The sequence below is a fragment of the Sphingobium sp. SA2 genome (genome assembly GCF_032227065.1).
In the GTDB taxonomy this organism is placed as follows: Bacteria; Pseudomonadota; Alphaproteobacteria; order Sphingomonadales; family Sphingomonadaceae; genus Sphingobium.
In genome coordinates this window covers 522,917-545,926 of the sequence record NZ_JAPMXX010000001.1, presented here as the reverse complement: position 1 = coordinate 545,926, position 23,010 = coordinate 522,917, and the positions used below count along the sequence as shown (strand labels likewise).

Sequence of the window (23,010 nt, the reverse complement as noted above, 5' to 3'; positions counted from 1 at the left end):
ATGCGCGCTTCCCCCCTCTCCTACTGGCTCGCCAGCGCGCCGCCCTTTACGGGTGGCGCGGAGGGTGGGGTCGAAGGCAAGGCCGACGTCGCGATCATCGGCGGCGGCTTTACCGGCCTGTCGGCGGCGTTGGCGCTGGCAAAGCGTGGCGCGCGCGTCGTGCTGCTGGAGGCGGGCCGGGTCGTGGGCGAAGCGTCCGGGCGCAATGGCGGTCAGTGCAATAATGGCACGGCACATGATTATGGCGCCTTGTCCGCCAAGTTCGGCAAGGACACTGCCAAGGCGTGGTATCGGGCGCATTGCGACGCGGTCGATACGGTCGAGCGGCTGGCGCGCGAAGAGGGCATCGATTGCGATTTCAATCGCTGTGGCCGGGTGAAGCTGGCGGCCAAACCCGCCCATTATGACAAGCTGGTGCGGGCGCATGATCTGCTGGCGGCCGAGGTGGACAGCAACGTCCGGCTGGTGCCGCCGGAGCAGGTGCAGGATGAAGTAGGGTCGGACACTTTTCATGGCGCGCTGATCCAGACGACCAGTGCGCAATTGCATCCCGCCCGTTTCGGTGTGGGATTGGCGGACGCGGCAGTGCGGGCCGGCGCGCGCATCTATGAGCGAGCGGAGGTGACGGGTCTCGATCGTCTGCCGCAAGGATGGCGGGTCACATCGTCGCGCGGGACGATCAATGCAACCCAAGTGCTGGTGGCCACGGGCGGCGCGCCTGCCGCTGCGCCCTTTGGCTATTTCCGGCGGCGGATCATATCGGTCGGCAGCTTCGTGATCGCGACGGAGCCGCTCGACAATGCGACGATCGACCGGCTGCTGCCGGGGCGGCGCAATTATGTGACCAGCAAGAATATCGGCAATTATTTCCGCCTGACCCCCGACAACCGGCTGATCTTCGGTGGGCGGGCGCGTTTTGCGATCAGCGATCCCCGGTCGGACCTGAAAAGCGGGCGCATTCTGGAAGAGACGATGGGCGCACTATTCCCGGCCTTGAAAGGTGTGGGCGTCGATCATGTCTGGGGCGGGATGGTCGACCTGACCGCCGACCGACTGCCGCGGGCGGGCGAACAGGACGGACTCTATTATGCCATGGGCTATAGCGGCCATGGCGTGCAGATGGCGACGCATATGGGGCAACAAATGGCGCGCGTGATGAGCGGCGAGCCGGACGCGAACCCCTGGGCTGATCTGGACTGGCCAAGTGTGCCCGGCCATTTCGGCAAGCCCTGGTTCCTGCCGCTGGTCGGCCTTTGGTATAAATGGCAGGATGTGATCCGTTGACCGACATTCTGTCTCCCCTTTCTCGCCGTGGCCTGATCGGCGCGGGGCTTGGCATGGGTGCCGGGCTGCTGCTGCCTGATGGCGCGCTGGCGGCTGGTCGCCCGCGCCGGGGTGGCCGCATCCGTGCTGCCAGCCTGTCCAGTTCGACCGCCGATACGCTCGACCCGGCCAAGGGCGCCCTGTCGACCGACTATATCCGCCACTACATGTTTTACAGCGGGCTGACCCAGCTCGACGGCCAGCTCAACCCGCGCCCTGACCTCGCCGAGCGGATCGAGAGCGCGGACCAGATCACTTGGCATATCCGCCTGCGCAAGGGCGTGACATTCCATGACGGGGCGAACCTGACCGCGCAGGATGTCGTCTGGTCGTTGCTGCGGCACAAGAACCCGGCGACGGGGTCGAAGATGGCGCAGATCGCCGAGCAGTTCGCGCAGATCAAGGCGACCGGCAAACAGGATTTGGTGATCCGCCTGACCGGCCCCAATGCCGACCTGCCCGCCATCCTTGCCCAGTCGCATTTCGTGATCCTGCGCGCGGGGACGAGCGATTTCCGCACCGCCAACGGCACTGGTCCTTATCTATGCGCGCAATTTCGTCCCGGCGTCCGCACGCTTGGGCGGCGCAACCCCAATTTCTGGAAGCCGGGCAAACCCTATCTCGACGAGATCGAGCTGATCGGTATTCCCGACGAGACGAGCCGGGTCAATGCGCTGCTGTCGGGGGATGTTCACCTGATCCTGGCGGTCAATCCACGATCGACCAAGCGCATCATGGCGTCGCCCCGTCATGCGCTGATGGAGACGCAATCAGGGCTGCACACCAACCTCATCATGCGGCAGGATCGCTTGCCGACCGGCAACCCGCATTTCGTCGCGACGATGAAATATCTGTTCGACCGACCGCTGATCAAGCGCGCGCTCTATCGCGGCTATGCGACGATCGGCAATGACCATCCGATCCCGCCTTTCCACCCCTATTATCGCGCCGACCTGCCGCAGCGCGTGCTCGACCTGGACAAGGCGCGCTGGCATTTGCAGCGGTCGGGACTGGATGGCGTGCGACTGCCTATCTATGCCTCGCCCGCGGCGGACGGGTCGGTCGATATGGCGTCGATCCTGCAGGAATATGGATCGCGCATTGGCCTCAAACTCGCGGTCAATCGCGTGCCGGCCGATGGCTATTGGTCGACCCATTGGATGAAGCACCCGCTGGGCTTCGGCAACACCAACCCGCGCCCGACCGCCGACCTGCTGTTCAGCCTGTTCTACAAATCCGACGCGGCATGGAATGAGAGCGGATGGAAAAATCCGCGCTTCGACCGGCTGTTGCTGGAAGCGCGCGGCGAGGCCGACCAGGCGAAGCGTAAACAGCTTTATGGCGAGATGCAGGGGCTGGTTCACCATTATTGCGGGGTCGGCATCCCGGTGTTCATCAACCTGATCGACGGGTACGACCGCCGGTTGAAGGGCATGTTCCCGATCGCGATGGGCGGCATGATGGGCTATCAATTCGCCGAACATGTGTGGTGGGAAGGCTGATGGCAGGCGCTTCCTCCCAAAGCGGCATGAAGGCTGCATTGATCCTGATCGGCAAGCGGTTTGCGTCGTCGTTGCTGACGCTGCTGATGGTGTCGGTCACCATCTTCATTATCGCGCAACTGTTGCCCGGCGATGCCGCGCAGGAAGCGCTGGGCCAGAGCGCCACGGCTGATCAGGTCGCGGCGCTTCGCCATGAAATGGGCCTCGATCGCCCCGCCCATGTCCGTTATGTGAGCTGGCTGACCGGCATGGTCAGCGGCGACCCCGGCCAGTCGATGGTCGCCAACATGCCGGTGGCGGAGGTGATTTCCACCCGCCTGCCCAATAGCCTGCTGCTTGCGGCGCTGACTGCTCTGGTCGCCATTCCGGTGGCGCTGTCGATCGGCATCGGGTCTGCCATGAACCGGGGCGGACGGATCGACCGGGCGCTCAATATCGCCACGCTGTCGATGGTCGCGGTGCCCGAATTTCTGGTGGCGACGATCGCCGTCCTCATCTTTTCGGTGAAGCTGCGCTGGTTGCCGTCGATCGCGATGGCATCGAGCGACATGGGCTGGGGCGACTATCTGCGCGGCGTCGCCATGCCGATCTTGACGCTGTGCGTCATCGTCGTCGCGCAAATGGCGCGGATGACGCGCGCGGCGGTGATCGACCAGATGGACCGACCCTATGTCGAGATGGCGGTGCTGAAGGGCGTCGCGCCGGTGCGGGTCGTGCTGAAACATATCATGCCCAACGCCATCGCCCCGATCGTCAATGCCATGGCGCTCAGCCTCTCCTATCTGCTCGGCGGAGCGGTGATCGTGGAAACCATCTTCAACTATCCGGGCCTCGCCAGCCTGATGGTCAACGCCGTCACCAGCCGCGACATGCCGTTGTTGCAGGCCTGCGCGATGATCTTCTGCACCGCCTATCTCATCCTGATGCTGATCGCGGACGTCACCGCGATCCTCGCCAATCCCAGGCTGCGCGCGCAATGATCGCTTCTGCTCTCAAACGGGCGAAGGCCCTGCCACTGTCGGGCAAGGTCGGTTTGGCGCTGGTCATCTTCTGGCTGCTCGTCGCGCTGTTCGGGCCGATGCTGGCACCTTATCCGATCGGCGCCTTCGTCGCCTATGATGTGTTCGACGGGCAATCGGCGGACCATTGGCTGGGTAGCGACTATCTCGGTCGCGATGTGCTGAGCCGCCTGCTGTCGGGCGCGCGCTATACCGTCGGGCTGGCGGCGGCGGCGGCTTTGCTCGCCAGCAGCACCGGCACCGCACTGGCGCTGACGGCGGCGGTTGGCGGGGCGAAGGTCGATGAGCCGCTGTCACGCTTCATGGACATGCTGATTTCGATCCCTTCCAAGATTTTCTCGCTGGTGCTGGTCGCGGCGTTCGGATCGTCGCTGGGACTGTTGCTGCTGATCGCGGCCTTCACCTATGTGCCGGGCAATTACCGCATCGCCCGCGCGCTGGCCGTCAATCTGGCGCAGATGGATTATGTGCAGGTCGCCAAGGCGCGGGGCGAAGGGCGGTTCCATATCGCCATCGCCGAAATATTGCCCAATATGATCCATCCGCTACTCGCTGACTTTGGTCTGCGCTTCGTGTTCATCGTGCTGCTGCTGTCCGGTCTGTCGTTCCTGGGGCTTGGCGTGCAGCCGCCGGACGCGGACCTGGGGTCGCTGGTGCGCGAGAATATTTCGGGATTGGGCGAAGGGGCGCTGGCGATTTTGGCTCCGGCTGTTGCGATTGCGACGCTGACCGTCGGCGTGAACCTGCTGATCGATGCGCTGCCGGGACAGGGGAAAGGCCGATGAGCGAAATTCCCCATGTCGAAGTGCGCGGCCTGACCGTCACCGCGCGCAACGCAGCGGGCGAGATTTTCCCGATCGTCAGCGATATCGATTTTGCATTGAAGCGCGGCGAGGTGCTGGCGCTGATCGGGGAATCGGGGTCGGGCAAGACGACGATCGCGCTGACCTTGCTTGGCCATGCTAGGCCCGGCGCGCGGATTGCCAGTGGCTCCATTCGTGTGGGCGATGTCGATCTCACCACGCTCGATCGCAGCGCATTGGCGCAGCTGCGCGGCAATCGCATCGCCTATATCGCGCAGTCGGCGGCGGCGGCGTTCAACCCATCGCGCACGATCATGGAGCAGGTGATTGAGCCCGCGCTGATCCACGGCCTGATGCCGCGCGCCGAGGCCGAGGCCAAGGCGGTCGAGCTGTTCCGGGGCCTCGCCCTCCCCTTCCCCGACACGATCGGGTCGCGCTACCCGCACCAATTATCGGGTGGGCAGTTGCAGCGATTGATGGCGGCGATGGCGCTGATCACCGATCCTGAACTGGTGATATTGGACGAGCCGACCACCGCGCTGGACGTCACGACCCAGATCGAAGTGCTGCGCGCCTTCAAGGCGGTGGTGCTGGAGCGTGGCGCGACCGCCATCTATGTGTCGCACGACCTGGCCGTGGTGGCGCAGATGGCTGACCAGATCGTCGTGCTGAGCCAAGGCCGGATACAGGAAGCCGGCGCGGCGGCGCAAATCCTCCACGCGCCTGCGGATGACTATACCAAGACGCTGATGGCCGCCGCGCGCCCGGCCATCCGTCCAGCCCCGGTGAAGGCACAGCTGCCCGCCGCGCCGCTGCTGGAAATCAGGGGACTGACCGCGGGCTATGGGAAGATCGACAAGGAGGGTCGGCCACGCATTCCGGTGTTGCGCGACATCAACCTGACGATCGAACGGGGCGCGACTTTGGGCGTGATCGGCGAGAGCGGGTCGGGCAAGTCGACCATCGCGCGGGTGATCGCCGGGCTGTTGCCGCCTGCCAGCGGGCAGGTGTTGCTGGATGGCGAGATATTGCCGCCGGGCCTGAAAGGCCGCAGTCGCGAGCAATTTCGCCGGGTGCAATTGGTGTTCCAAAATGCCGATACGGCGCTCAATCCGGCGCATAGCGTCGGGCACATCTTGGCACGGCCATTGGCCTTTTATCACGGGTTGAAAGGCAATGCCGCGCATTTGCGGGTGCTGGAACTGCTCGACCTCATCCGCCTGCCCGCAACGCTGATCGACCGGCCGATCGGTGGCCTGTCGGGCGGGCAGAAGCAGCGGATCAATCTGGCGCGCGCGTTGGCGGCTGACCCGCAACTCATCCTGTGCGACGAAGTGACTTCGGCGCTCGATACGGTGGTGGGTGCGGCAATCTTGGAGTTGATGGCGGAATTGCGCCGGGAGCTTGGCATCGCGACGATGTTCATCAGCCATGACATTTCGACGGTGCGGGCGATCTGCGACGACATTCTGGTGCTTTATTCGGGCACGATGGTCGAGACCGGACCGCGCGCGGCGTTCGGGACGGCGCCTTTCCATCCCTATACCGACCTGCTGATCGGCTCCGTGCCGGAAATGCGGGCTGGCTGGCTGGAGGAAAGCCATGCGGGTGCCGCGCCGCCGCCGATCGGCGCTGCGGGCGATCATCCTGATCTGTGCCGTTTCCTGCCGCGTTGTGCCGCGCGGGTGGATGGACTGTGCAACACGACGCCGCCGCCGCGCCATCCGCTGGCCAAGGGCAGCCGCATCCTATGCCATCATGGAGATGAAAGTTTGATCCCGTCATGAGCCGTTTCGTTCGCCTGGGCGAAACCGACCGCCCCGGCCTGACCCTGCATGTCGATGGCGCGCCAGTCACCGCGCTGGAGGGTGACACGTTGATGGTCGCGCTGCTGAGCCAGGGCGCGACTTTGCGCCAATCCGAATTCGGGCCGGAAAAGCGCGCGGGCTTTTGCCTGATGGGCGCATGCCAGGATTGCTGGGTATGGACCGAGAGCGGCGACCGCCTGCGCGCCTGTTCGACGCTGGCGGCACCGGGCCAGCGCATCCTCACCAGCCAGCCGGAGGCGACATGGCCGAACCACGCATAATCATCGTCGGTGCCGGGCCAGCGGGCACGCGCGCGGCGGAGGCCTGCGTGCAGGCGGGCATCCGACCGATCGTGCTGGATGAGGGGCGGCGGGACGGGGGGCAGATTTATCGCCGCCAGCCCGACAATTTCACCCGCCCCTATGCCAAGCTCTACGGCACCGAAGCGCCGCGGGCGCAGGCGCTGCACGAGACGTTCGACGGCCTGAAGGACCGCATCGATTATCGTGCCGAGACCCTGGTGTGGAACATCGCCGATGGCCATGTGCGGACAGCGACCCGGACAATGGAATCGGCTTTGCCCTTCGATGCGCTGCTGCTTTGTACCGGGGCGACGGATCGGTTGATGCCGGTCAAGGGCTGGCAGTTTGCCGGAGCCTATAGCCTGGGCGGGGCGCAAGTGGCGCTCAAGAGCCAGGCAGTGTCGATCGGCCATAAGGTCGTGTTCATGGGGTCGGGGCCGCTGCTTTATCTCGTCGCGAGCCAATATGTGCAGGCGGGGGCCGATGTCGTCGCGGTGTTGGACACCGCGCCCTATAGCGCGCGGATCAAGGCCTTGCCCGACCTGCTGGCGGTGCCGTCGGTATTATGGAATGGCGTGGCGCTGACTTTGGCGTTGAAGCGTGCGGGGGTGATGGTCCGCAATAGCGTCAAGCCTTTGGAAATATTGGGCAACGCGGAGGATGGCGTCAGCGGCATCCGCTTCCGGGTGGGCGATGGGGCCGAACAGACGATCGCCTGCGATGCCGTGGCGATGGGGCATCATCTGCGGCCCGAAACCCAGTTGGCGGATTTGGCGCGTTGCGCCTTCGCCTTCGATCCGGTCACCCGCCAATGGTTGCCAGAGCGCGACGGCGACGGGCGGTCGAGCGTGGCGGGCGTCTATCTGGCGGGCGATGGCGCGAAGATATTGGGTGCGCGATCGGCCGAGGCGAGCGGGCGGCTGACGGCGCTTGCGGCCTTGGGCGATCTTGGGGTGCCGGTGGACAAGGGCGAGATGGCGTCGCTGCGCGGCGATGTCGGCACCTATGCCAAATTCGCGCGCGGGCTGGCCACCGCCTTCCCCTGGCCCGCAGAGCAAGCGGGCGCGCTGCCCGACGAGGCGATATTGTGCCGGTGCGAAGGCGTGACGGCGGGTGATCTGCGCGCCGTGATGCGGGAGACGGGGGCCAGGGAAGCGAACCGCGCCAAGGCGTTCAGCCGGGTCGGCATGGGGCGCTGCCAGGGGCGCTATTGCGGGCTTGCTGCGGCTGAACTGATCGCGGGGCAGGCGGGTATTCCGGTCGAACAGGTTGGTCGGCTGCGCGGGCAGGCACCGGTCAAACCGCTCAACATCAGCATCGGGGATACGGACGCATGAGCGCCGCCAGCGACGTCATCATCGTAGGCGGCGGCCTGATGGGGTCATCCGCCGCCCTGTTCCTGCGTGGCCATGGCCTGTCGGTCACGCTGCTGGAAACCGACCTGATCGGACGGCAGGCGAGCGGCACCAATTTCGGCAATGTCCGGCGGCAGGGACGCCCGATCCACCAATTGCCACTGGCCAACCGCGCCATCGATATATGGCGGCGGTCGCGCGAATTGCTGGGCGCGGATGTCGAATATCTCCAGTCCGGGCATATCCGCGTCTGTTATCGCGAGCGGCCCGAACTGGTCGGGTCGATGGAGGATTATGCCGACAAGGCGCGCGCCGAAGGGCTGGACCTGGAATTGCTCAGCGGGAATGCGCTGCGCGACAAATTCCCCTTCTTCGGGGCCGATGTGCTGGCCGGTTCCTATTCCGCGACCGATGGCCACGCCAATCCGCGCCTCGCCGCGCCTGCCTTTGCACGGGCGGCCGAGCGGCTGGGCGCGGTGATCCATGAGCATACCAAGATCATCGATGCACAAAAGATCGGCGAGGATTTTGTTGTCAGCGCGGCAGATGGGCGGACGTTCCGGGCTCCCATATTGCTGGTGACGGCCGGCGCCTGGGGCAATGCGCTGTCATCGCAATTTGGCGAGCCGGTGCCGATCGTCCCGCGCGGCCCCAATATGAGCGTTACCGAGCCGGTGCCCTATGCCATCCTGCCCGCCGTCGGCGTGATGACGCCGGTGGAAGAAGAGACGGTCTATTTCCGGCAGGTCGCGCGCGGCAATATCGTGCTGGGCGGCAGTACGCGCGGGCCATCTTTTCCCGATCAGTATCGCGCCTATGTCGAGCCGCAAAATACGGTCAGCCAGCTGAAGCATATCCGGCGGCTTGCCCCGGCGCTGGGCAAGCTCAACATCATCCGTGTCTGGTCGGGCATTGAGGGCTATCTGCCCGACAGCCAGCCCGTCATGGGACCAAGCGCGACGACGAGCGGGCTCTATTATGCGTTCGGCTTTTCGGGGTCCGGGTTCCAGATCGGGCCGGGCGTCGGCGAGACGATGGCGGAGATCATCGCCAAGGGCGCGACGGACATTCCGATCGCCCCCTACACTATTGGCCGCTTCGCCAAGGGCTGATTTGCGCTATTGTCCGCTGATGACGGACAAGCGCTACACCAAATCGACCCTGCCGGAGAAGATCTGCGCGGCGTGCGGGCGGCCCTTTGCCTGGCGCAAGAAATGGGCACGCGATTGGGACGAGGTGAAGACCTGTTCGGAGCGGTGCAAGGGCGACTTGCGGCGCAAGAGCCGATGATGCCCGATCGGCCATCTGGCCTGCGTGCCCTGCACCTTGCAGGGGCGTACAGATGACGGACCTATTTCCTTCCCCGGTTGCCGCCTGCATTTTCGGCGCGAGCGGCGGCATCGGCGCGGCGTTGGCGGCACAGTTCGCGGCGAGCGACGCGATTTCGCTGGTGCATACGGGCGGGCGCGGCCCGGTGGCGCAGGGCGCGAAGATACGGCCTTTTACGTTCGACCTGGAGGATGAAGCCTCGATCGCAGCGGCGGCGCGGGCCATGGACGATGCCCCGCCCCGGATCATCATCGTCGCTACCGGCCTGTTACATGGGGACGATCTGCGGCCCGAAAAATCGCTGCGCGACCAGAGCGGGGACGCCTATGCGCGGTTGTTCGCGGTCAATGCCACCGGCCCGGCGCTGATCGCCAAACATATGCTGGCGCGGCCGCCGCGTCAGGGCAGGCTGGTCTTTGCCGCATTGTCGGCGCGGGTCGGGTCGATCAGCGACAATCGGCTGGGCGGATGGCACGCCTATCGCGCGTCGAAGGCGGCGCTCAACATGATCGTCCGCAACATCGCGATCGAACTGGCGCGGATCAACCCGGAGGCCATTGCCGTCACGCTACATCCCGGCACGGTGGATAGCGGATTGTCGCAACCCTTTCAGCGCAATGTCGCGCCGGAGAAGCTGTTTCCGCCCGAACGGTCGGCCGGGCACCTGTTGTCGGTGATCGACGGGTTGGGACCGGAGGCGTCGGGCCAATGCTATGGCTGGGATGGCGCGGTCATTCCGTTCTGACAGGTCGAGAGGAAGACGGCGAATGCGAGAGGCAAAGGATAGGATGGACGGGTCCGCCCGGCTGCTCGGTTATTGCGGGCTGTTGCCGCAGATGGCCGCCATCGGCACCACGCTGACAGGCGGGCCGGAGCTATACTGGACAGCGATGGCGGTGGCCTATGGCTATGCGGCTTTCATCTTTTCGTTTCTGGGCGGCGTGTGGTGGGGGTTGGGCCTGGCGATCGCGCAGCCGCCGCGCTGGATATTCGTCGCGGCGGTAATGCCCAGCCTGATCGCGCTTGCCACCTATCTGCCTTGGGTGCTGGGGTGGGATTGGCCGCGACCGTCGTTGATGATCCTGGCGGTGGCGCTGATCGCCTCGCCTCTGGTCGATCGCCTGATCGTGCGCGGGCGGGAAGGCTTTGGCGGATGGCTCAAGCTGCGCTGGCATTTGTCTCTTGGGCTAGGCGGGCTGACGCTGTTGGCAGGGCTGCTTTAGCCGCGCCGGGCGATGCCCATTGCGCCATCATCCTGCGCCAGGCCCAGCATTTCCCCGGCCAGCGCCCTGCCCGACTGCCAGGCCTGTTCGACAAAGCCATGCGCCAGCCAATCGCCGCACATGCCGATTTGCAGCGCAGGGTTCCATAGCGCATTGGCGAAACAGCCCGAAGGCGTCGCATAGCGCCAGCGATGCGCCATGCGGACCACGGGCGTCGGCAGGGTAAGGCCGGTGGCATGGGCCAGGCCGTCGAGCAGCAGGGTGGCAATCCGGTCGGCATCCTCCTCCAGATGCGTTGCAGACCAGTCCGCCGATCCCTGCACCACCCAGGCTTCCGGCCCGGTCCGGCCCGGCTTTGCACTGTTGCGGACGGCCCAGCCGATCGGCCCGATATGGCGGATCATGTCGGGGCCGATGTCGAGCGGTTCGGCAAAGGCGAACATCCCCGCCCAGCAGGGTTGCGAGCCGACCGTCATGGCCAGCCGGGCCATTTGAAAATCATGGAGCGATATGAGGGGCAACGCCTGTTCGACCGGCACGGCGATGACCACGGCGTCGAACGGGCCAAAGGGTCTGTCCTGGCCCCGGCACCACCAATGGCGGCCATCATGGGTGACGCCTGCAATCGGGCAGTTCCAGGTTACGGGATGCCGTTCGGCCATCGCCTTGATCGGCGCATTCATGCCGGGCGTGCCGACCCAGGCGTCGCGCCCGGCGACGGGCCAGGGCGCAACGACGCCCTGCGTGTGCCATTCGCTAACCAGCTGGCGGAACGCCGCGCCGCGCGCGGTGAAGTGCGAGGCGCCATGGTCGAAGGCGATCGTGCCGAGCGGGCTGTCGCAGCGGCGGGTGGACATGCGCCCGCCCGGCCCGCGCGCCTTGTCGAACAGAGCCGGTTCATGGCCTTCTTCCCGCAAGGCATCGGCGCAGGACAGTCCCGCCATGCCAGCGCCGATTACTGCGACCCGCATCAGTTCAATATCCCATTAGCGCCAGCAATTCCTTACGGCTGCCGGCATCGGTCAGGAAGCAGCCGAGCAGGCGGCTGGTGACCATGGAGACGCCCGGCGTCCGCACGCCACGCCCGGTCATACAGCCATGCTGCGCCTCTATCACCACCGCAACGCCATGGGGTTGCAGATGATCCCATATGCACTGGGCGACATCGGCGGTCAGCCGTTCCTGCACCTGCAGGCGGCGGGCATAGCCATGCAAAACGCGGGCGAGCTTCGATATGCCGACGACCCGGTTGCGCGGCAGATAGGCGATCGACGCCTTGCCGGTGATGGGGGCCAGATGATGTTCGCAATGCGAATGAAAGGGAATATCCTTCAGCAGCACGATTTCATCATAGCCGCCGACATCCTCGAACGTCCGGTCGAGGTGCAGGGCGGGATTTTCCTGATAGCCGCTGCAATATTCCTGCCAGGCGCGGGCGACCCGCTTGGGGGTATCGACCAGGCCTTCGCGGTCCGGGTCGTCGCCTGACCAGCGTAACAGGGTGCGCACTGCCTCCAGCACCGCATCAGGGATGATTTGCGTGTCGGACTCGTCAAACGCGTCATGATCATGCAACATGAAGTTCATCGGGCACCCCTCGATCCGTCATTGCCACGACCGTCGTGCCGCTGCGTCTGGTTAACAATGCCGCTAAGGGGGGTAGTGCCACAACATGTCCAACCGGGCATGGTGCATCAGCCGTTTACGGGATTAAGATTACGCATGTCCTTAGTAGAAATGATCGCCAACAGTCCGGTCGCGACAGTCATCAGCAATCCGCGCCTGCCCGACAATCCCATCATCGAATGCAATGCGGCATTTATGGAACTTACAGGGTTCAGCCGTGATGAAATAGTCGGGCATAATTGCCGCTTTCTGTCAGGGGCGGACACGGAGCCCTGGTTGACCGAGACATTGCGCACGGCGATCCGCCAGCAACGGCCCGCACTGGTGGAAATACTGAATTACAAGAAGAACGGCACGCCGTTCCGTAATGCCGTGCTGGTCGCGCCGATCTTCGACGAGGAAGGCGTGCTGGAATATTTTCTGGGGTCGCAGGTCGAGGTGATGGACCCGACGATCGGTATCGTCGCCCGCCGCGCCCAGGCCCATGCGCAGATTTCGCGCCTGTCGGTGCGGCAGCGCGAAGTGTTGATGCTGATGGCAACGGGCAAGCTGAACAAGCAGATTGCCTATGCGCTCACCCTGTCGGAGCGGACGGTCAAGATGCACAAGGCCGCGCTGCTCAAGGCGCTAGGCGTGTCGACCAGCGCCGACGCCATCCGCCTGGCGGTCGAAGCGGGCTACTGAGCGGTCAGTCCTTCTCCACCTCCCGCATCGGTTGGGGCGCGGGCGGGATCAGCGCTTCGGGATCGGGCCGCAAGTCATACGCGCGCATCGCGGCCTGGACAGCCTGGATCAGTTGGACCGCGTCATAGGGTTTGTTCAGCACCATGTCGCCGGGCAGGGCGTCGCGCGCGGCGAGTTGCCCGTCGCCGGTGGCAAAGAGAATGGCGATGGTGCCGCGTTGAGCGCGGGCCGCTTCGGCGAGCGCCACGCCGGACGCGCCGGGCAGATGCAGGTCGGTCACCAGCACGTCCACCGGCGCGGTCTGCAAGGCCATCATCGCGTCTTCGGTGCTGCCAGCCTCGATCACCAGGCATCCGGCATTTTTGAGGATTTCGGCGGCATGTTGCCGGATCAAAGCGTCGTCATCGACCAGTAGCACCGTCGCGCCGATCCGTGCCACGGGGGTGTCGCCGGGCTGCTGTGCAATGGCGTTGCGTTGCCGTTGGTTATCGAGGACATGCCGCAAGCGCCGCGCCAGCGCTTCGCGGGTATAGGGTTTGGAGAGCAGTTCGACCCCGGCGTCCAGCTTGCCGCCATGGACGATGGAATTTTCGGTATAGCCCGATGTGAAGAGGACGGCGAGATTGGGCAGCCGTTCGCGCGCCTTGCGCGCGAGTTCCGGGCTTTTGAGCGGGCCGGGCATCACGACATCGGTGAACAAGATGTCGATCGGCATACCGCTTTCGATGACGATCAGACCTGCCGCCGCGTCCGGTGCCTTGAGGACATTATAGCCAAGGTCGGTCAGCACCTCGACCACGGTGGCGCGGACTTCCTCGTCATCTTCGACCACCAGCACGGTTTCGGTGCCGCCGCTGATCGGCCCGCTGTCCATCTGGACCTCGGCATCTTCGCTTTCGATCGAGCGGGGCAGATAGAGGCGGACGGTCGTGCCTTCGCCCACTTCGGAATAGATTTTCACATGGCCGCCCGATTGTTTGACGAAGCCATAGACCATGGAGAGGCCAAGGCCCGACCCCTTGCCTTCGCCCTTGGTCGAAAAGAAGGGTTCGAACACCTTGGCGAGAATGTCGGCATCCATGCCCGAACCCGTATCCGACACCGCCAGCATGACATATTGGCCCGGCGTCACTTCATCATGCGCGCGGGCATAATCGGCGTCGAGATGGGCATTGCCGAGTTCGATGGTCAGGCGACCCTGCCCGTCCATCGCGTCGCGCGCGTTGATGGCGAGGTTTAACAGGGCGTTTTCGAACTGGGCCGGATCGATAAAGGTATTCCACAAGCCGCCGCCCACGACGGTTTCGATTTCTACGCCCTCGCCGATCGCGCGGCGCAACATGTCGTCCATCCCGCGCACGAAGCGGGTCGCATTGACGACGCGCGGTTCGAGCGCCTGGCGACGCCCGAAGGCGAGCAACTGGCTGGCGAGTTTGGCGCCGCGCGAGACGCCCGCCATCGCGTTGTTGACCCGCTTTTCGACGCGCGGATTGCCCGCCGCGTCCTTGGCCAGCAATTGCAGATTGCCCGATATGATCTGCAGCAGATTGTTGAAGTCATGGGCGACGCCACCGGTCAGCTTGCCGATCGTCTCCATCTTCTGCGCCTGGGCGAGCTTGGCTTCCGTCCGCCGCCGTTCGTCGATTTCGGCGATCACGCGCGCTTCGAGCGTTTCGTTGAGCTGGCGCAACTGGTCTTCGGCACGTTCGCGATGGCGCACCTGCCGCGCCAGCATGTCGGCCTGTTCGCGCAAGGCGGCTTCGGCCGCGCGCTGGTGGGTGATGTCGGTGTGGACGCCGACCCATTCCATGATCTCGCCCGCATCACTGAGGATCGGCAGGGCGCGGATAGCGCAGACGCGCCACATGCCGTCATGGCGGCGCAGCCGATGTTCATGGACATACATGCGCTTGGCCGCGACTGCTTCGTTCCAGCTGTGGACGCTGTCAGCCTGATCGTCGGGATGCACGGCGTTGGCCCAGCCGAAATCCTGATATTCGTCATAGGACTGGCCGGTCAGCGCGGCCCAGCCGGGTTGTTCGCCGACCATCCGCCCATCGGCGCTGTTGCTCCACAGCACGCCATGCACCGCCTCCATCGCCATGCGGAAGCGGCTGTTACTGAGCGACAGGTCGGCTTCGAACTTGGCGCGGACGCTATTGTCGATACAGGTACACATCACCCCGCCGACCGTGCCGTCGCCGTTAAAGACAGGCGTGTAGAACAAGTCGAAAATGACGGTTTGCGACACGCCGCCGCGGTTGAGGACCAAGGGCTGTTCCAGGTAGGACAGGTTTTCGCCCTTGAGCCCTGCTTCCAGCACACGCTGGTTGAAGTCCCAGATTTCCGGCCATACGCCGCGCACGGTCCCGCCCAGCGCAGCAGGGTGGTTCGCACCTGCGATCTGGGCATAGGCGTCGTTATAGATCATGACATGGTCCGGTCCCCACATCAGCACCTTGGCCACCGGCGAATTGACGATATTGCCGACCGTCGCGCGCAATTCGACCGACCATGTGGCAATCGCCCCCAGCGCGGTCGAGGCCCAGTCGAAGCGGCGGACGATGGCACCACATTCGCCACCGCCGAAGGGCCAGCCCGGCAGCACCGGATGGGCCGCCTGTGCGCCATCGCGCAGCGCCTGCAAACCGGCGAGCAATATCGCGTCGGCATCGGCATAGACGCCCTTGGCAATCTGATCGGCGATGAAGCCGTCCCATTCGGGCGTCAGGGCGATGCTGCGAGTCTGGCGGATGGTCATCGTCCGGCGCTGCCGCGATGACGGGAATGTGTCAACTCATGTCACGGAATTTGCGCCGAACCGTGGGCCGCCATGTCCCAAAATCGGCCGCTAGTCCGGCGCCACCATCCCCGCGACCATATCCACCAGTGGCAGGCGGGCCTGCATGCGGACGGCGAGCAACGCCGTGCCGCTGACCTTGCGCTGGACGAACATGGTTTCGACCGGCGGCAGGTGCCAGCTGGCCGTATCGGCCACGACCGGCGTCGCCTGCTCGCGGAGGCGCGCGACGAAGCTGCGATCGGCGAAATCGAACAGGCCGGGGCGCAGCACATGGGCAATGATGGTGTCGATCATGGCATCAAGCGCAGCGCCATGCCGCATGACAAGGGCGGGCGACACGAAGCCCACATCGATGAGCGCCGCGCGCAGGCCATCCCGGTCGCCCGCAAGGCCAGCCCGCAACAATGTGCGATAGGCGTTGCTCGTTTCGGGCGGCACCGGGCGCGCGGCCCCGAAGTCCAGCAGCACGATTTCCCCGCTTTCGGGACGCCAGCGATAATTGGCGAAATTGGGGTCGGTCTGCATATGGCCGAAGACGAACAGTTCATGCAGCACAAGGTCGAGCAGCGCGGCCATCGACCGGTCGCGCACCGCCTGCGATGCGTCGGCGAGCGTGTCGATCGAGTCCGCTGCGATATAATCCATCACCAGCACCTGGTCCGTGGTCCAATCGTCGAGCGGACGGGGCACCAGGAAGCGGGGGTCGTCGGCTAGGCGATCGGCATAAAGCTGCATCTGCCGCGCTTCGCGCAGATAGTCGGCCTCTTCATGTAGCTGGACCTTGGCTTCGCCCAGCAGCGGCGCGATGTCGAGCGCCGAGGGCAGCAGTCCCGACAGGCGCAGCAGGGTCGCGACATTGTCGACATCGGCGTCGATACTGTCGGCGATGCCGGGATATTGCACCTTTACCGCGACTACCCGGCCATCGGGCAGGCGGGCGCGATGGACCTGGCCGATCGAGGCGGCCGCGATCGGGCTGGCTTCGAAATGGGCAAAACGCCGCCGCCAGTCCTGCCCCCATTGCGTGGCCAGTACCTTTTGCAATTGGGCAGGCGGCATATGATGGGCATTGTCGCGCAACTTGGCGAGGATGGCCGTCAGTTCGGGTGGCAGCATGTCGCCCGCGTCCAGCGAGATCATCTGCCCCAGCTTCATCGCCGCGCCGCGCAGGCGCGACAATTGTTCGGTCACGCGCTGCGCATTGCCGGGCGTGAGCAACAGGTCGCGCATTTGCGGCCGTTCCCCGCGCGCCAGCCGCCGTGCGCCCTCCGCCACCATGCCCGATGCGACGCCGCCCGCCATCTGACCGAAGGCGGCGAAGCGCGACAGCCGGGCGGAGGGCACTTTGCGATAGCGATCGCTCATCGTAGCCGCCTTTGCAGCGCCGGTCGCCAGCGCAGGAAGTAGGTGTAAAGCCCGTCGAGCAGCGCCAGGACGGGGCGATAGCGCGCGAGCAGGCCGAAGGGACGGAGCAGCGGAATGGCGCGCCACATGGCGGCAAAGGCGGCTGCGCCCTCCAGCATGCGGCCATCTTCGCAGGCGTGGAAGCGCGCCAGCAGGGCGGCACGGTCGATCGGGCAGGTGGCGTCGGCACGGGCCACATCGATGAAATGCAACCGGCCGCGCCGGTCCAATCGGCGCATCAGGTCAATTTCGCGGCGGCATAAGGGACATGCGCCATCATACCACACCGTCACGCGAGCGTCACCAGCGGCGGCGCGATCATCGTGGGGGAGGACTGTGTTCATATGGCGCGCTTCCCACGCCCAAGCCCTTGGCGCGACATGGTCTTTCGGGCACGCCCCGGCGTCAGAACTCGATCAACGCCACCTTGGTCTTGAGATTGGCGAGATAGGCCTCTCGCCCCAGATCCTTGCCGATGCCCGATTGCTTATAGCCGCCGGTGGGCAGGATGAAGTCGTTGCTGCGGCCATAGCGGTTGACCCAGATGGTTCCGGCTTCCAGCGCACGGGTGGCGCGCAGCGCGCGCGCGACATCGGTGGTATGCACGCCAGCGGCCAGGCCATAGGCGCTGTCATTGGCCAGCGCATAGGCCTCAGCATCGTCGGCAAAGGTCTGGACGGTCAGCACGGGGCCGAAAATCTCGCCCTGCACCGCCTCGCTATGCTGCGCAGCATTTTGCAGCAAAGTGGGTTGGAAATAGCTGCCATCCTGCGGCGCGGCGGCGCGACCGCCACCAGTCAGGATTTCCGCGCCAGCGACCACGGCGCGCTGGACGATGCCATCGATCCGGTCGAGCTGCCCTTCCGAAATGATGGGGCCAAGCGTGCTGTCGCTGGCCCAGGTCGGTCCCATTTTGTGCGCAGCAAAGGACGTGACGATACGGTCGATCACCTCGTCGGCGACACTCTCCTGCACCAGCAGGCGGGAACCGGCGACGCAGACCTGGCCCGCATTAAGCGTGATCGCCCGCGCGACGATCGCCGCCGCCTTGTCCAGCGCGGCGTCGGCGAAGATGATCTGCGGGCTTTTGCCGCCGAGTTCCAGCGTCACCGGCTTTGGCCCGGTCTGGGCGCAGGCGGTCATGATCGCCGCGCCGGTCGCGGTCGATCCGGTGAAAGTGACCTTGGCGACTTCAGGGCGGCGCACCAGCGGATCGCCGACCGAGCGGCCGTCGCCCTGCACGATGTTGAAGATACCGGCCGGCAAGCCCGCTTCGATCGCCAGTTCGGCGAGGCGGACGATGCTGAACGGCGTCATTTCCGACGGCTTGAGGACGATGCTGTTGCCCGCCGCAATGGCAGGTGCGATTTTCCAGGCGGCCATGACCAGCGGCAGGTTCCACGGCGCGATCGCCGCGACGACGCCATAGGGTTCGTGGATGGTGAGGCCGAGCTTGTCGGGCGTGGTCGCCGCCACCTCGCCGCCGACCTTGTCCGCCCATTCGGCAAAGAAGCGCACCGTTTCAGCCGTATAGGTCACATCCCAGGCGCGGATTTCGTGGATCATCCGGGTGGAGCCGAGCGCTTCGAGTGGGGCGAGCGTCTCCATGTCAGCCTCGATCAAGGCGGCCCAGCGGCGCAGCACGCGCATCCGCCCGCGCGGGTCGGTCTGTGCCCAGCCGCTGTTCTTATAGGCGCGCTGGGCATCCTCGACCGCCTCACCCAATTGCGCCTCGTCCGCGCTGTCGAGATCGGCATAGACCCGCGCGTCGGACGGCCGCCGCACCGCGATAGCAGGACCGCGGCCCACAACACGCCGCCCGCCGATGAAATTGCTGCCCTGCGGCAAGGCGATGAGATCAGGGTTGAAAATGTCCATGGCACAGCTTTCCTCTTGGCGGGCTGGCGGACAGAATATGGATCGTGCGCGGCATGTGTTGCAGTTGCGCAGGAAAATCTGCGCGATAATGTTCCAAAATCGGGGCGAAGGCAGCAGCCAATGCTTGAACGCGGCATTTATGGTCGCGCCGACAATGGGAATCCGATGATTTCGACCAAGACAGGCGGGCGACCCTTTCCCGCCAATGGAGCAAGACGCATGGCGACAGGCATAGAGGCGATGGTGGACCTGCGGCGCATGACCGTGGATGATCTGGCCGCGGGCCATGCCTTGTCCAGCGAACAGAAATGGCCGCACCGGATCGAAGATTGGGAGATGCTGCTGAGCCTTGGCCTCGGCTATGTCGCGGAGCGCGACGGCGAAGTCATCGGCACGGCCATGGCCTGGCTCTATGGCCTGGATGCGGCGACGCTGGGCATGGTCATCGTCTCGCCCGCTGCGCAGGGCATGGGGCTGGGCCGTCGCCTGATGGAAGCGGTGATGGCCGATCTGGGCGATCGCACCATATTGTTGAACGCCACTGACGAAGGCGCGCCGCTTTATCGCAAGCTGGGTTTCGAAAGCATCGGCCCGGTGTTTCAGCATCAGGGCGCGGCTTTTTCCGTGCCGGTCGCCGAACTGATCCCCGATGAGCGGGTGCGGCCTTTGGGCGCGAAGGATATGTCGTCGCTGCATGATCTGGCGCGCCGGGCCACGGGCATGAACCGCGACGCGCTGCTCGATGCGCTGGTGCCGGGCGCGCAGGGCGTGGTGCTGACGCGCAGCAACGAACCGGTCGGCTTTGCGCTATTTCGCCGGTTCGGGCGTGGCTATGTGGTGGGGCCGACCATCGCGCCCGATGTCGGCGGGGCGAAGGCGTTGATCTCGCACTGGCTGGGGTCGAACAGCGGCACTTTCTGTCGGCTCGATATACCGGAAGAAAGCGGGCTGGGCGGATGGCTCGACGAGTTGGGCCTGCCCTGCGTCGGCCGGGTCATGCGCATGGTGCGCGGGCCGTTGCCGCAGACGGACGCAGCCGTCCAAGTCTTTTCCCTCACGACACAGGCGCTCGGATGACCCTCTTCCTCAACAACCCCGCTCTTTTCGTCGAACGCGCCTATATTGGCGGCGCGTGGGTCGGGGCTGCCTCCGGCGCTACTGTGCCGGTCGACAATCCCGCGACCGGCGCGATCATCGGCACTGTGCCGGATTGTAACGAAACCGATACGCAGGCGGCCATCGACGCAGCGGAGGCGGCTTTCCCGGCGTGGAAGTCGCGGACGGCAGCCGACCGCGCTGCCGTGCTGGAGCGCTGGCATGCGCTGGTGCTGGAGAATGTCGCGGATCTGGGTCGGATCATGACCGCCGAGCAGGGCAAGCCGGTGGCCGAAGCCGAGGGCGAAATCCGCTATGCGGCGAGCTTCATCAAATGGTTTGCAGAGGAAGCGCGCCGGGTCGAAGGCGGCATGATCCCTGCGCCGGAAGCCAATCGTCGCATCTTGGTGATGAAGGAGCCGGTCGGGGTGTCGGCCGCGATCACGCCGTGGAATTTCCCGTCCGCGATGATCACGCGCAAATGCGCGCCTGCGCTGGCGGCGGGGTGCCCGGTGGTGGTGAAGCCTTCCGAACTGACCCCCTATAGCGCGCTGGCCATGGCGAAGCTGGCCGAGCAAGCGGGCTTTCCGGCAGGCGTGTTCAACATCGTTACTGGCATGCCGACGGCGATCGGCGGGACGCTGACCGCTAGTCCCGTGGTGCGCAAATTGTCCTTCACCGGATCGACCCGCGTCGGCGCGCTGCTGATGCGGCAATGTGCCGATACGATCAAGCGGGTGAGCTTCGAACTGGGCGGCAATGCGCCGCTGATCGTGTTCGACGATGCGGACATCGACCTGGCCGTTGCCAGCACCATGGTCAGCAAGTTCCGCAATGCCGGGCAGACCTGCGTCTGTGCCAACCGGATATTGGTGCAGGACGCCGTGTATGACCAGTTTGCCGAGAAGCTGGCCAAGGCGGTGTCTGCGCTGACCGTCGCGCCGGGCGACCAGCCTGGCAGCACGATCGGGCCGCTGATCAATGCGGCGGCCGCCGACAAGGTGAAGGCGCATGTCGAGGATGCGCTGTCCCATGGCGCGACTTTGTTCGCGCAGGCACCCGAAGGCGCGATGGGTGAGCGTTTTGCCCGCCCGGTGGTGCTGACCGGCGCGACGCGCGCCATGCGGCTGGCGGAGGAGGAGACGTTCGGTCCGGTCGCGCCGCTGTTCCGCTTCACCCATGAAGAGGAAGGCATCGAACTGGCCAATGCGACCAGCTATGGCCTGGCGAGCTATTTCTACACCGAAAATCTGCACCGCGCCTTCCGCGTGGCGGAGCGGCTGGAGGCGGGGATGGTCGCGCTCAACAGCGGGGCGATCGCGATGGAGGTTGCGCCCTTTGGCGGGGTCAAGATGTCCGGGTTGGGCCGTGAAGGCGGGCGTTTGGGAATCGAGGAATATCTGGAGACCAAGGCGTTTCATATCGGCGGGTTGAAACTGTAACCACACGTAAAAATTCCGTTCGCCCTGAGCCTGTCGAAGGGCCGCACTTCACTTCAAGAAAGAACAGGGCTTCGACAGGCTCAGCCCGAACGGGAGTTTTTATGGCGAACAATCGCACCTATTCCATCTCCGTCATTCCCGGCGACGGCATCGGCAAGGAGGTCATGCCTGAGGGCATTCGCGTGCTGGAGCGGGCGGCGAGCCTGTATGGCTTTTCGATCGCGCAGACATGGCAGGATTTCGCCTGCTGCGACTATTATGCCAAACATGGGCAGATGATGCCGGACGATTGGAAGGAGCGGATCGGCAAGCCGGACGCGATCTTCTTCGGCGCGGTTGGCTGGCCCGATACGGTGCCGGATCATGTGTCGCTCTGGGGGTCGCTGCTCCAGTTCCGGCGCGAATATGACCAATATGTCAATCTGCGCCCGGTGCGGTTGATGCCCGGCGTCCCCTGCCCGCTCGTCGGGCGCGAGCCGGGCGACATTGATTTCTGGGTCGTGCGCGAAAATACGGAAGGGGAATATAGTTCGGTTGGCGGCAAGATGTTTCCCGGCACCGATCGCGAGATCGTGATCCAGGAAACGGTGATGACGCGCCATGGGACCGACCGGGTGCTGCGCTATGCCTTCGATCTTGCTGCGACGCGCGACCGCAAGCATGTCACGTCCGCGACCAAGTCCAACGGCATTGCCATTACCATGCCCTGGTGGGATGAGCGGGTGGAAGAGATGGCCAAAAACTATCCGACCGTGACCCATGACAAATATCATATCGACATTTTGACGGCGCAATTCGTGCTGAACCCCGATCGGTTCGATGTCGTGGTCGCGTCCAATCTGTTCGGCGATATATTGTCGGACCTTGGCCCGGCCTGCACCGGCACAATCGGCGTCGCGCCGTCGGGCAATATCAACCCGGACGGCACCCACCCTTCTTTGTTCGAGCCGGTCCATGGCTCCGCGCCCGATATTGCGGGAAAAGGCATCGCCAACCCGGTCGGGCAAATCTGGTCGGCGGCGATGATGCTGGAGCATCTGGGCGCGGTGGACGCCGCCGCCGCGATCATGCGCGCGGTCGAAACCGTGCTGGCGGAACCCGGCCTGCGCACCGGCGATCTGAAAGGCACAGCCAATACCGAGCAGTGCGGCAAGGCGATTGCCGACGCGCTGGCGTGATGGACGGGAAGCGCTTAACTTCGCATATTTCCCGCAAATTGCGACATTTTGTTACGGTCGCCTGATCCTATCGGAACATTGAGCGATGACAAAGTGCGTTGCGATATTCCCTGTTCCCCGGCGAAGGCCGGGGAACAGCATTGTGGCACAAATGGCATCCTGTAGGACAGCGGCATAATATGCTGCGTTGGTTCATCATAAAGGGCGGCGATGGTCGCTATTGGTGCCATATCGGG

21 protein-coding genes are annotated in these 23,010 nt (G+C 64.9%); 15 read left to right on the top strand and 6 right to left on the bottom strand.

Going from position 1 to position 23,010, the window contains the following annotated elements; translation table 11 throughout:
* From OVY48_RS02770 to OVY48_RS02720, 11 genes are read left to right on the top strand one after another with little or no spacing between them, the layout of a single operon-like run.
* On the top strand, positions 1–1,284 hold the full coding sequence (locus OVY48_RS02770; RefSeq protein WP_313921781.1) for an FAD-binding oxidoreductase: 1,284 nt from the start codon (positions 1–3) through the stop codon (positions 1,282–1,284).
* A complete protein-coding gene (locus tag OVY48_RS02765) occupies positions 1,281–2,825 on the top strand; it encodes an ABC transporter substrate-binding protein (RefSeq protein ID WP_313921780.1) in 1,545 nt (514 codons plus the stop codon). Before OVY48_RS02770 ends, OVY48_RS02765 begins: the two co-directional genes overlap by 4 nt.
* Positions 2,825–3,805 (top strand): ABC transporter permease, encoded by a 981-nt coding sequence (locus tag OVY48_RS02760; protein ID WP_313921779.1) that lies wholly within the window; start codon positions 2,825–2,827, stop codon positions 3,803–3,805. The genes OVY48_RS02765 and OVY48_RS02760 overlap by 1 nt, the downstream gene beginning before the upstream one ends.
* Positions 3,802–4,629, top strand: coding sequence for an ABC transporter permease (locus OVY48_RS02755; RefSeq protein ID WP_313921778.1), 828 nt, complete (start codon positions 3,802–3,804; stop codon positions 4,627–4,629). Before OVY48_RS02760 ends, OVY48_RS02755 begins: the two co-directional genes overlap by 4 nt.
* Entirely contained in the window at positions 4,626–6,434 is a 1,809-nt protein-coding gene (locus tag OVY48_RS02750; protein ID WP_313921777.1) for an ABC transporter ATP-binding protein, read from the top strand. Before OVY48_RS02755 ends, OVY48_RS02750 begins: the two co-directional genes overlap by 4 nt.
* The gene (locus tag OVY48_RS02745; RefSeq protein ID WP_313921776.1) at positions 6,431–6,736 is read left to right on the top strand and encodes a (2Fe-2S)-binding protein; all 306 of its coding nucleotides are present in this window, start codon (positions 6,431–6,433) and stop codon (positions 6,734–6,736) included. The genes OVY48_RS02750 and OVY48_RS02745 overlap by 4 nt, the downstream gene beginning before the upstream one ends.
* A complete protein-coding gene (locus tag OVY48_RS02740) occupies positions 6,718–8,094 on the top strand; it encodes an NAD(P)/FAD-dependent oxidoreductase (RefSeq protein WP_313921775.1) in 1,377 nt (458 codons plus the stop codon). Before OVY48_RS02745 ends, OVY48_RS02740 begins: the two co-directional genes overlap by 19 nt.
* Entirely contained in the window at positions 8,091–9,224 is a 1,134-nt protein-coding gene (locus OVY48_RS02735; protein ID WP_313921774.1) for an FAD-binding oxidoreductase, read from the top strand. Before OVY48_RS02740 ends, OVY48_RS02735 begins: the two co-directional genes overlap by 4 nt.
* Before the next feature lie 19 nt (positions 9,225–9,243).
* Positions 9,244–9,402 carry a DUF2256 domain-containing protein gene (locus tag OVY48_RS02730; protein WP_037476832.1) on the top strand — a complete coding sequence of 53 codons (159 nt, stop codon included), beginning with the start codon at positions 9,244–9,246 and terminating at the stop codon, positions 9,400–9,402.
* A 52-nt stretch (positions 9,403–9,454) separates the two neighbouring features.
* Positions 9,455–10,186: an SDR family NAD(P)-dependent oxidoreductase gene (locus tag OVY48_RS02725; RefSeq protein WP_313921773.1), complete on the top strand. Its 732-nt coding sequence runs from the start codon at positions 9,455–9,457 to the stop codon at positions 10,184–10,186.
* Between the two features lie 43 nt (positions 10,187–10,229).
* Positions 10,230–10,664 carry a DUF3429 domain-containing protein gene (locus tag OVY48_RS02720; RefSeq protein WP_313921772.1) on the top strand — a complete coding sequence of 145 codons (435 nt, stop codon included), beginning with the start codon at positions 10,230–10,232 and terminating at the stop codon, positions 10,662–10,664.
* Here the strand turns inward: OVY48_RS02720 and OVY48_RS02715 are convergent.
* Complete coding sequence (locus OVY48_RS02715) at positions 10,661–11,635, bottom strand: FAD-dependent oxidoreductase (protein ID WP_313921771.1); 975 nt, start codon at positions 11,633–11,635, stop codon at positions 10,661–10,663. The genes OVY48_RS02720 and OVY48_RS02715 overlap by 4 nt on opposite strands.
* Before the next feature lie 4 nt (positions 11,636–11,639).
* Entirely contained in the window at positions 11,640–12,251 is a 612-nt protein-coding gene (folE, locus tag OVY48_RS02710; protein ID WP_313921770.1) for a GTP cyclohydrolase I FolE, read from the bottom strand.
* A gap of 135 nt (positions 12,252–12,386) precedes the next feature.
* Between folE and OVY48_RS02705 the strand changes: the two genes are divergently transcribed.
* Positions 12,387–12,974 (top strand): PAS domain-containing protein, encoded by a 588-nt coding sequence (locus OVY48_RS02705; protein WP_313921769.1) that lies wholly within the window; start codon positions 12,387–12,389, stop codon positions 12,972–12,974.
* Between the two features lie 4 nt (positions 12,975–12,978).
* Here OVY48_RS02705 and OVY48_RS02700 read toward each other — a convergent pair whose 3' ends face one another.
* From OVY48_RS02700 to OVY48_RS02685, 4 genes are all read right to left on the bottom strand, one after another.
* Positions 12,979–15,735, bottom strand: coding sequence for a response regulator (locus OVY48_RS02700; RefSeq protein ID WP_313921768.1), 2,757 nt, complete (start codon positions 15,733–15,735; stop codon positions 12,979–12,981).
* 90 nt (positions 15,736–15,825) lie between these two features.
* Positions 15,826–17,142 carry an AarF/ABC1/UbiB kinase family protein gene (locus OVY48_RS02695; RefSeq protein WP_313921767.1) on the bottom strand — a complete coding sequence of 439 codons (1,317 nt, stop codon included), beginning with the start codon at positions 17,140–17,142 and terminating at the stop codon, positions 15,826–15,828.
* Positions 17,139–17,525, bottom strand: coding sequence for a DUF393 domain-containing protein (locus tag OVY48_RS02690; RefSeq protein WP_313921766.1), 387 nt, complete (start codon positions 17,523–17,525; stop codon positions 17,139–17,141). The genes OVY48_RS02695 and OVY48_RS02690 overlap by 4 nt, the downstream gene beginning before the upstream one ends.
* A gap of 61 nt (positions 17,526–17,586) precedes the next feature.
* Positions 17,587–19,059: an aldehyde dehydrogenase family protein gene (locus OVY48_RS02685; RefSeq protein WP_313921765.1), complete on the bottom strand. Its 1,473-nt coding sequence runs from the start codon at positions 19,057–19,059 to the stop codon at positions 17,587–17,589.
* 219 nt (positions 19,060–19,278) lie between these two features.
* On the opposite strand from OVY48_RS02685, the gene OVY48_RS02680 reads away from it, so the two are divergent.
* The 3 genes from OVY48_RS02680 (at position 19,279) to OVY48_RS02670 (ending at position 22,774) form a co-directional block, all read left to right on the top strand.
* A complete protein-coding gene (locus OVY48_RS02680; RefSeq protein WP_313921764.1) occupies positions 19,279–20,136 on the top strand; it encodes a GNAT family N-acetyltransferase in 858 nt (285 codons plus the stop codon).
* The gene (locus OVY48_RS02675) at positions 20,133–21,596 is read left to right on the top strand and encodes an NAD-dependent succinate-semialdehyde dehydrogenase (protein ID WP_313921763.1); all 1,464 of its coding nucleotides are present in this window, start codon (positions 20,133–20,135) and stop codon (positions 21,594–21,596) included. The genes OVY48_RS02680 and OVY48_RS02675 overlap by 4 nt, the downstream gene beginning before the upstream one ends.
* A gap of 101 nt (positions 21,597–21,697) precedes the next feature.
* Positions 21,698–22,774 (top strand): tartrate dehydrogenase, encoded by a 1,077-nt coding sequence (locus OVY48_RS02670; RefSeq protein WP_313921762.1) that lies wholly within the window; start codon positions 21,698–21,700, stop codon positions 22,772–22,774.
* The last annotated feature ends 236 nt before the right edge of the window (positions 22,775–23,010 follow it).

Excerpts from the sequence above, each read along its gene's own strand:
- OVY48_RS02770 (WP_313921781.1), top strand. The coding sequence starts at position 1 with ATGCGCGCTTCCCCCCTCTCCTACTGGCTCGCCAGCGCGCCGCCCTTT.
- OVY48_RS02760 (WP_313921779.1), top strand. The coding sequence starts at position 2,825 with ATGGCAGGCGCTTCCTCCCAAAGCGGCATGAAGGCTGCATTGATCCTG.
- OVY48_RS02755 (WP_313921778.1), top strand. The coding sequence starts at position 3,802 with ATGATCGCTTCTGCTCTCAAACGGGCGAAGGCCCTGCCACTGTCGGGC.
- OVY48_RS02750 (WP_313921777.1), top strand. The coding sequence starts at position 4,626 with ATGAGCGAAATTCCCCATGTCGAAGTGCGCGGCCTGACCGTCACCGCG.
- OVY48_RS02745 (WP_313921776.1), top strand. The coding sequence starts at position 6,431 with ATGAGCCGTTTCGTTCGCCTGGGCGAAACCGACCGCCCCGGCCTGACC.
- OVY48_RS02740 (WP_313921775.1), top strand. The coding sequence starts at position 6,718 with ATGGCCGAACCACGCATAATCATCGTCGGTGCCGGGCCAGCGGGCACG.
- OVY48_RS02735 (WP_313921774.1), top strand. The coding sequence starts at position 8,091 with ATGAGCGCCGCCAGCGACGTCATCATCGTAGGCGGCGGCCTGATGGGG.
- OVY48_RS02730 (WP_037476832.1), top strand. The coding sequence starts at position 9,244 with ATGACGGACAAGCGCTACACCAAATCGACCCTGCCGGAGAAGATCTGC.
- OVY48_RS02725 (WP_313921773.1), top strand. The coding sequence starts at position 9,455 with ATGACGGACCTATTTCCTTCCCCGGTTGCCGCCTGCATTTTCGGCGCG.
- OVY48_RS02720 (WP_313921772.1), top strand. The coding sequence starts at position 10,230 with ATGGACGGGTCCGCCCGGCTGCTCGGTTATTGCGGGCTGTTGCCGCAG.
- OVY48_RS02715 (WP_313921771.1), bottom strand. The coding sequence starts at position 11,635 with ATGCGGGTCGCAGTAATCGGCGCTGGCATGGCGGGACTGTCCTGCGCC.
- folE (WP_313921770.1), bottom strand. The coding sequence starts at position 12,251 with ATGAACTTCATGTTGCATGATCATGACGCGTTTGACGAGTCCGACACG.
- OVY48_RS02705 (WP_313921769.1), top strand. The coding sequence starts at position 12,387 with ATGTCCTTAGTAGAAATGATCGCCAACAGTCCGGTCGCGACAGTCATC.
- OVY48_RS02700 (WP_313921768.1), bottom strand. The coding sequence starts at position 15,735 with ATGACCATCCGCCAGACTCGCAGCATCGCCCTGACGCCCGAATGGGAC.
- OVY48_RS02695 (WP_313921767.1), bottom strand. The coding sequence starts at position 17,142 with ATGAGCGATCGCTATCGCAAAGTGCCCTCCGCCCGGCTGTCGCGCTTC.
- OVY48_RS02690 (WP_313921766.1), bottom strand. The coding sequence starts at position 17,525 with ATGAACACAGTCCTCCCCCACGATGATCGCGCCGCCGCTGGTGACGCT.
- OVY48_RS02685 (WP_313921765.1), bottom strand. The coding sequence starts at position 19,059 with ATGGACATTTTCAACCCTGATCTCATCGCCTTGCCGCAGGGCAGCAAT.
- OVY48_RS02680 (WP_313921764.1), top strand. The coding sequence starts at position 19,279 with ATGGCGACAGGCATAGAGGCGATGGTGGACCTGCGGCGCATGACCGTG.
- OVY48_RS02675 (WP_313921763.1), top strand. The coding sequence starts at position 20,133 with ATGACCCTCTTCCTCAACAACCCCGCTCTTTTCGTCGAACGCGCCTAT.
- OVY48_RS02670 (WP_313921762.1), top strand. The coding sequence starts at position 21,698 with ATGGCGAACAATCGCACCTATTCCATCTCCGTCATTCCCGGCGACGGC.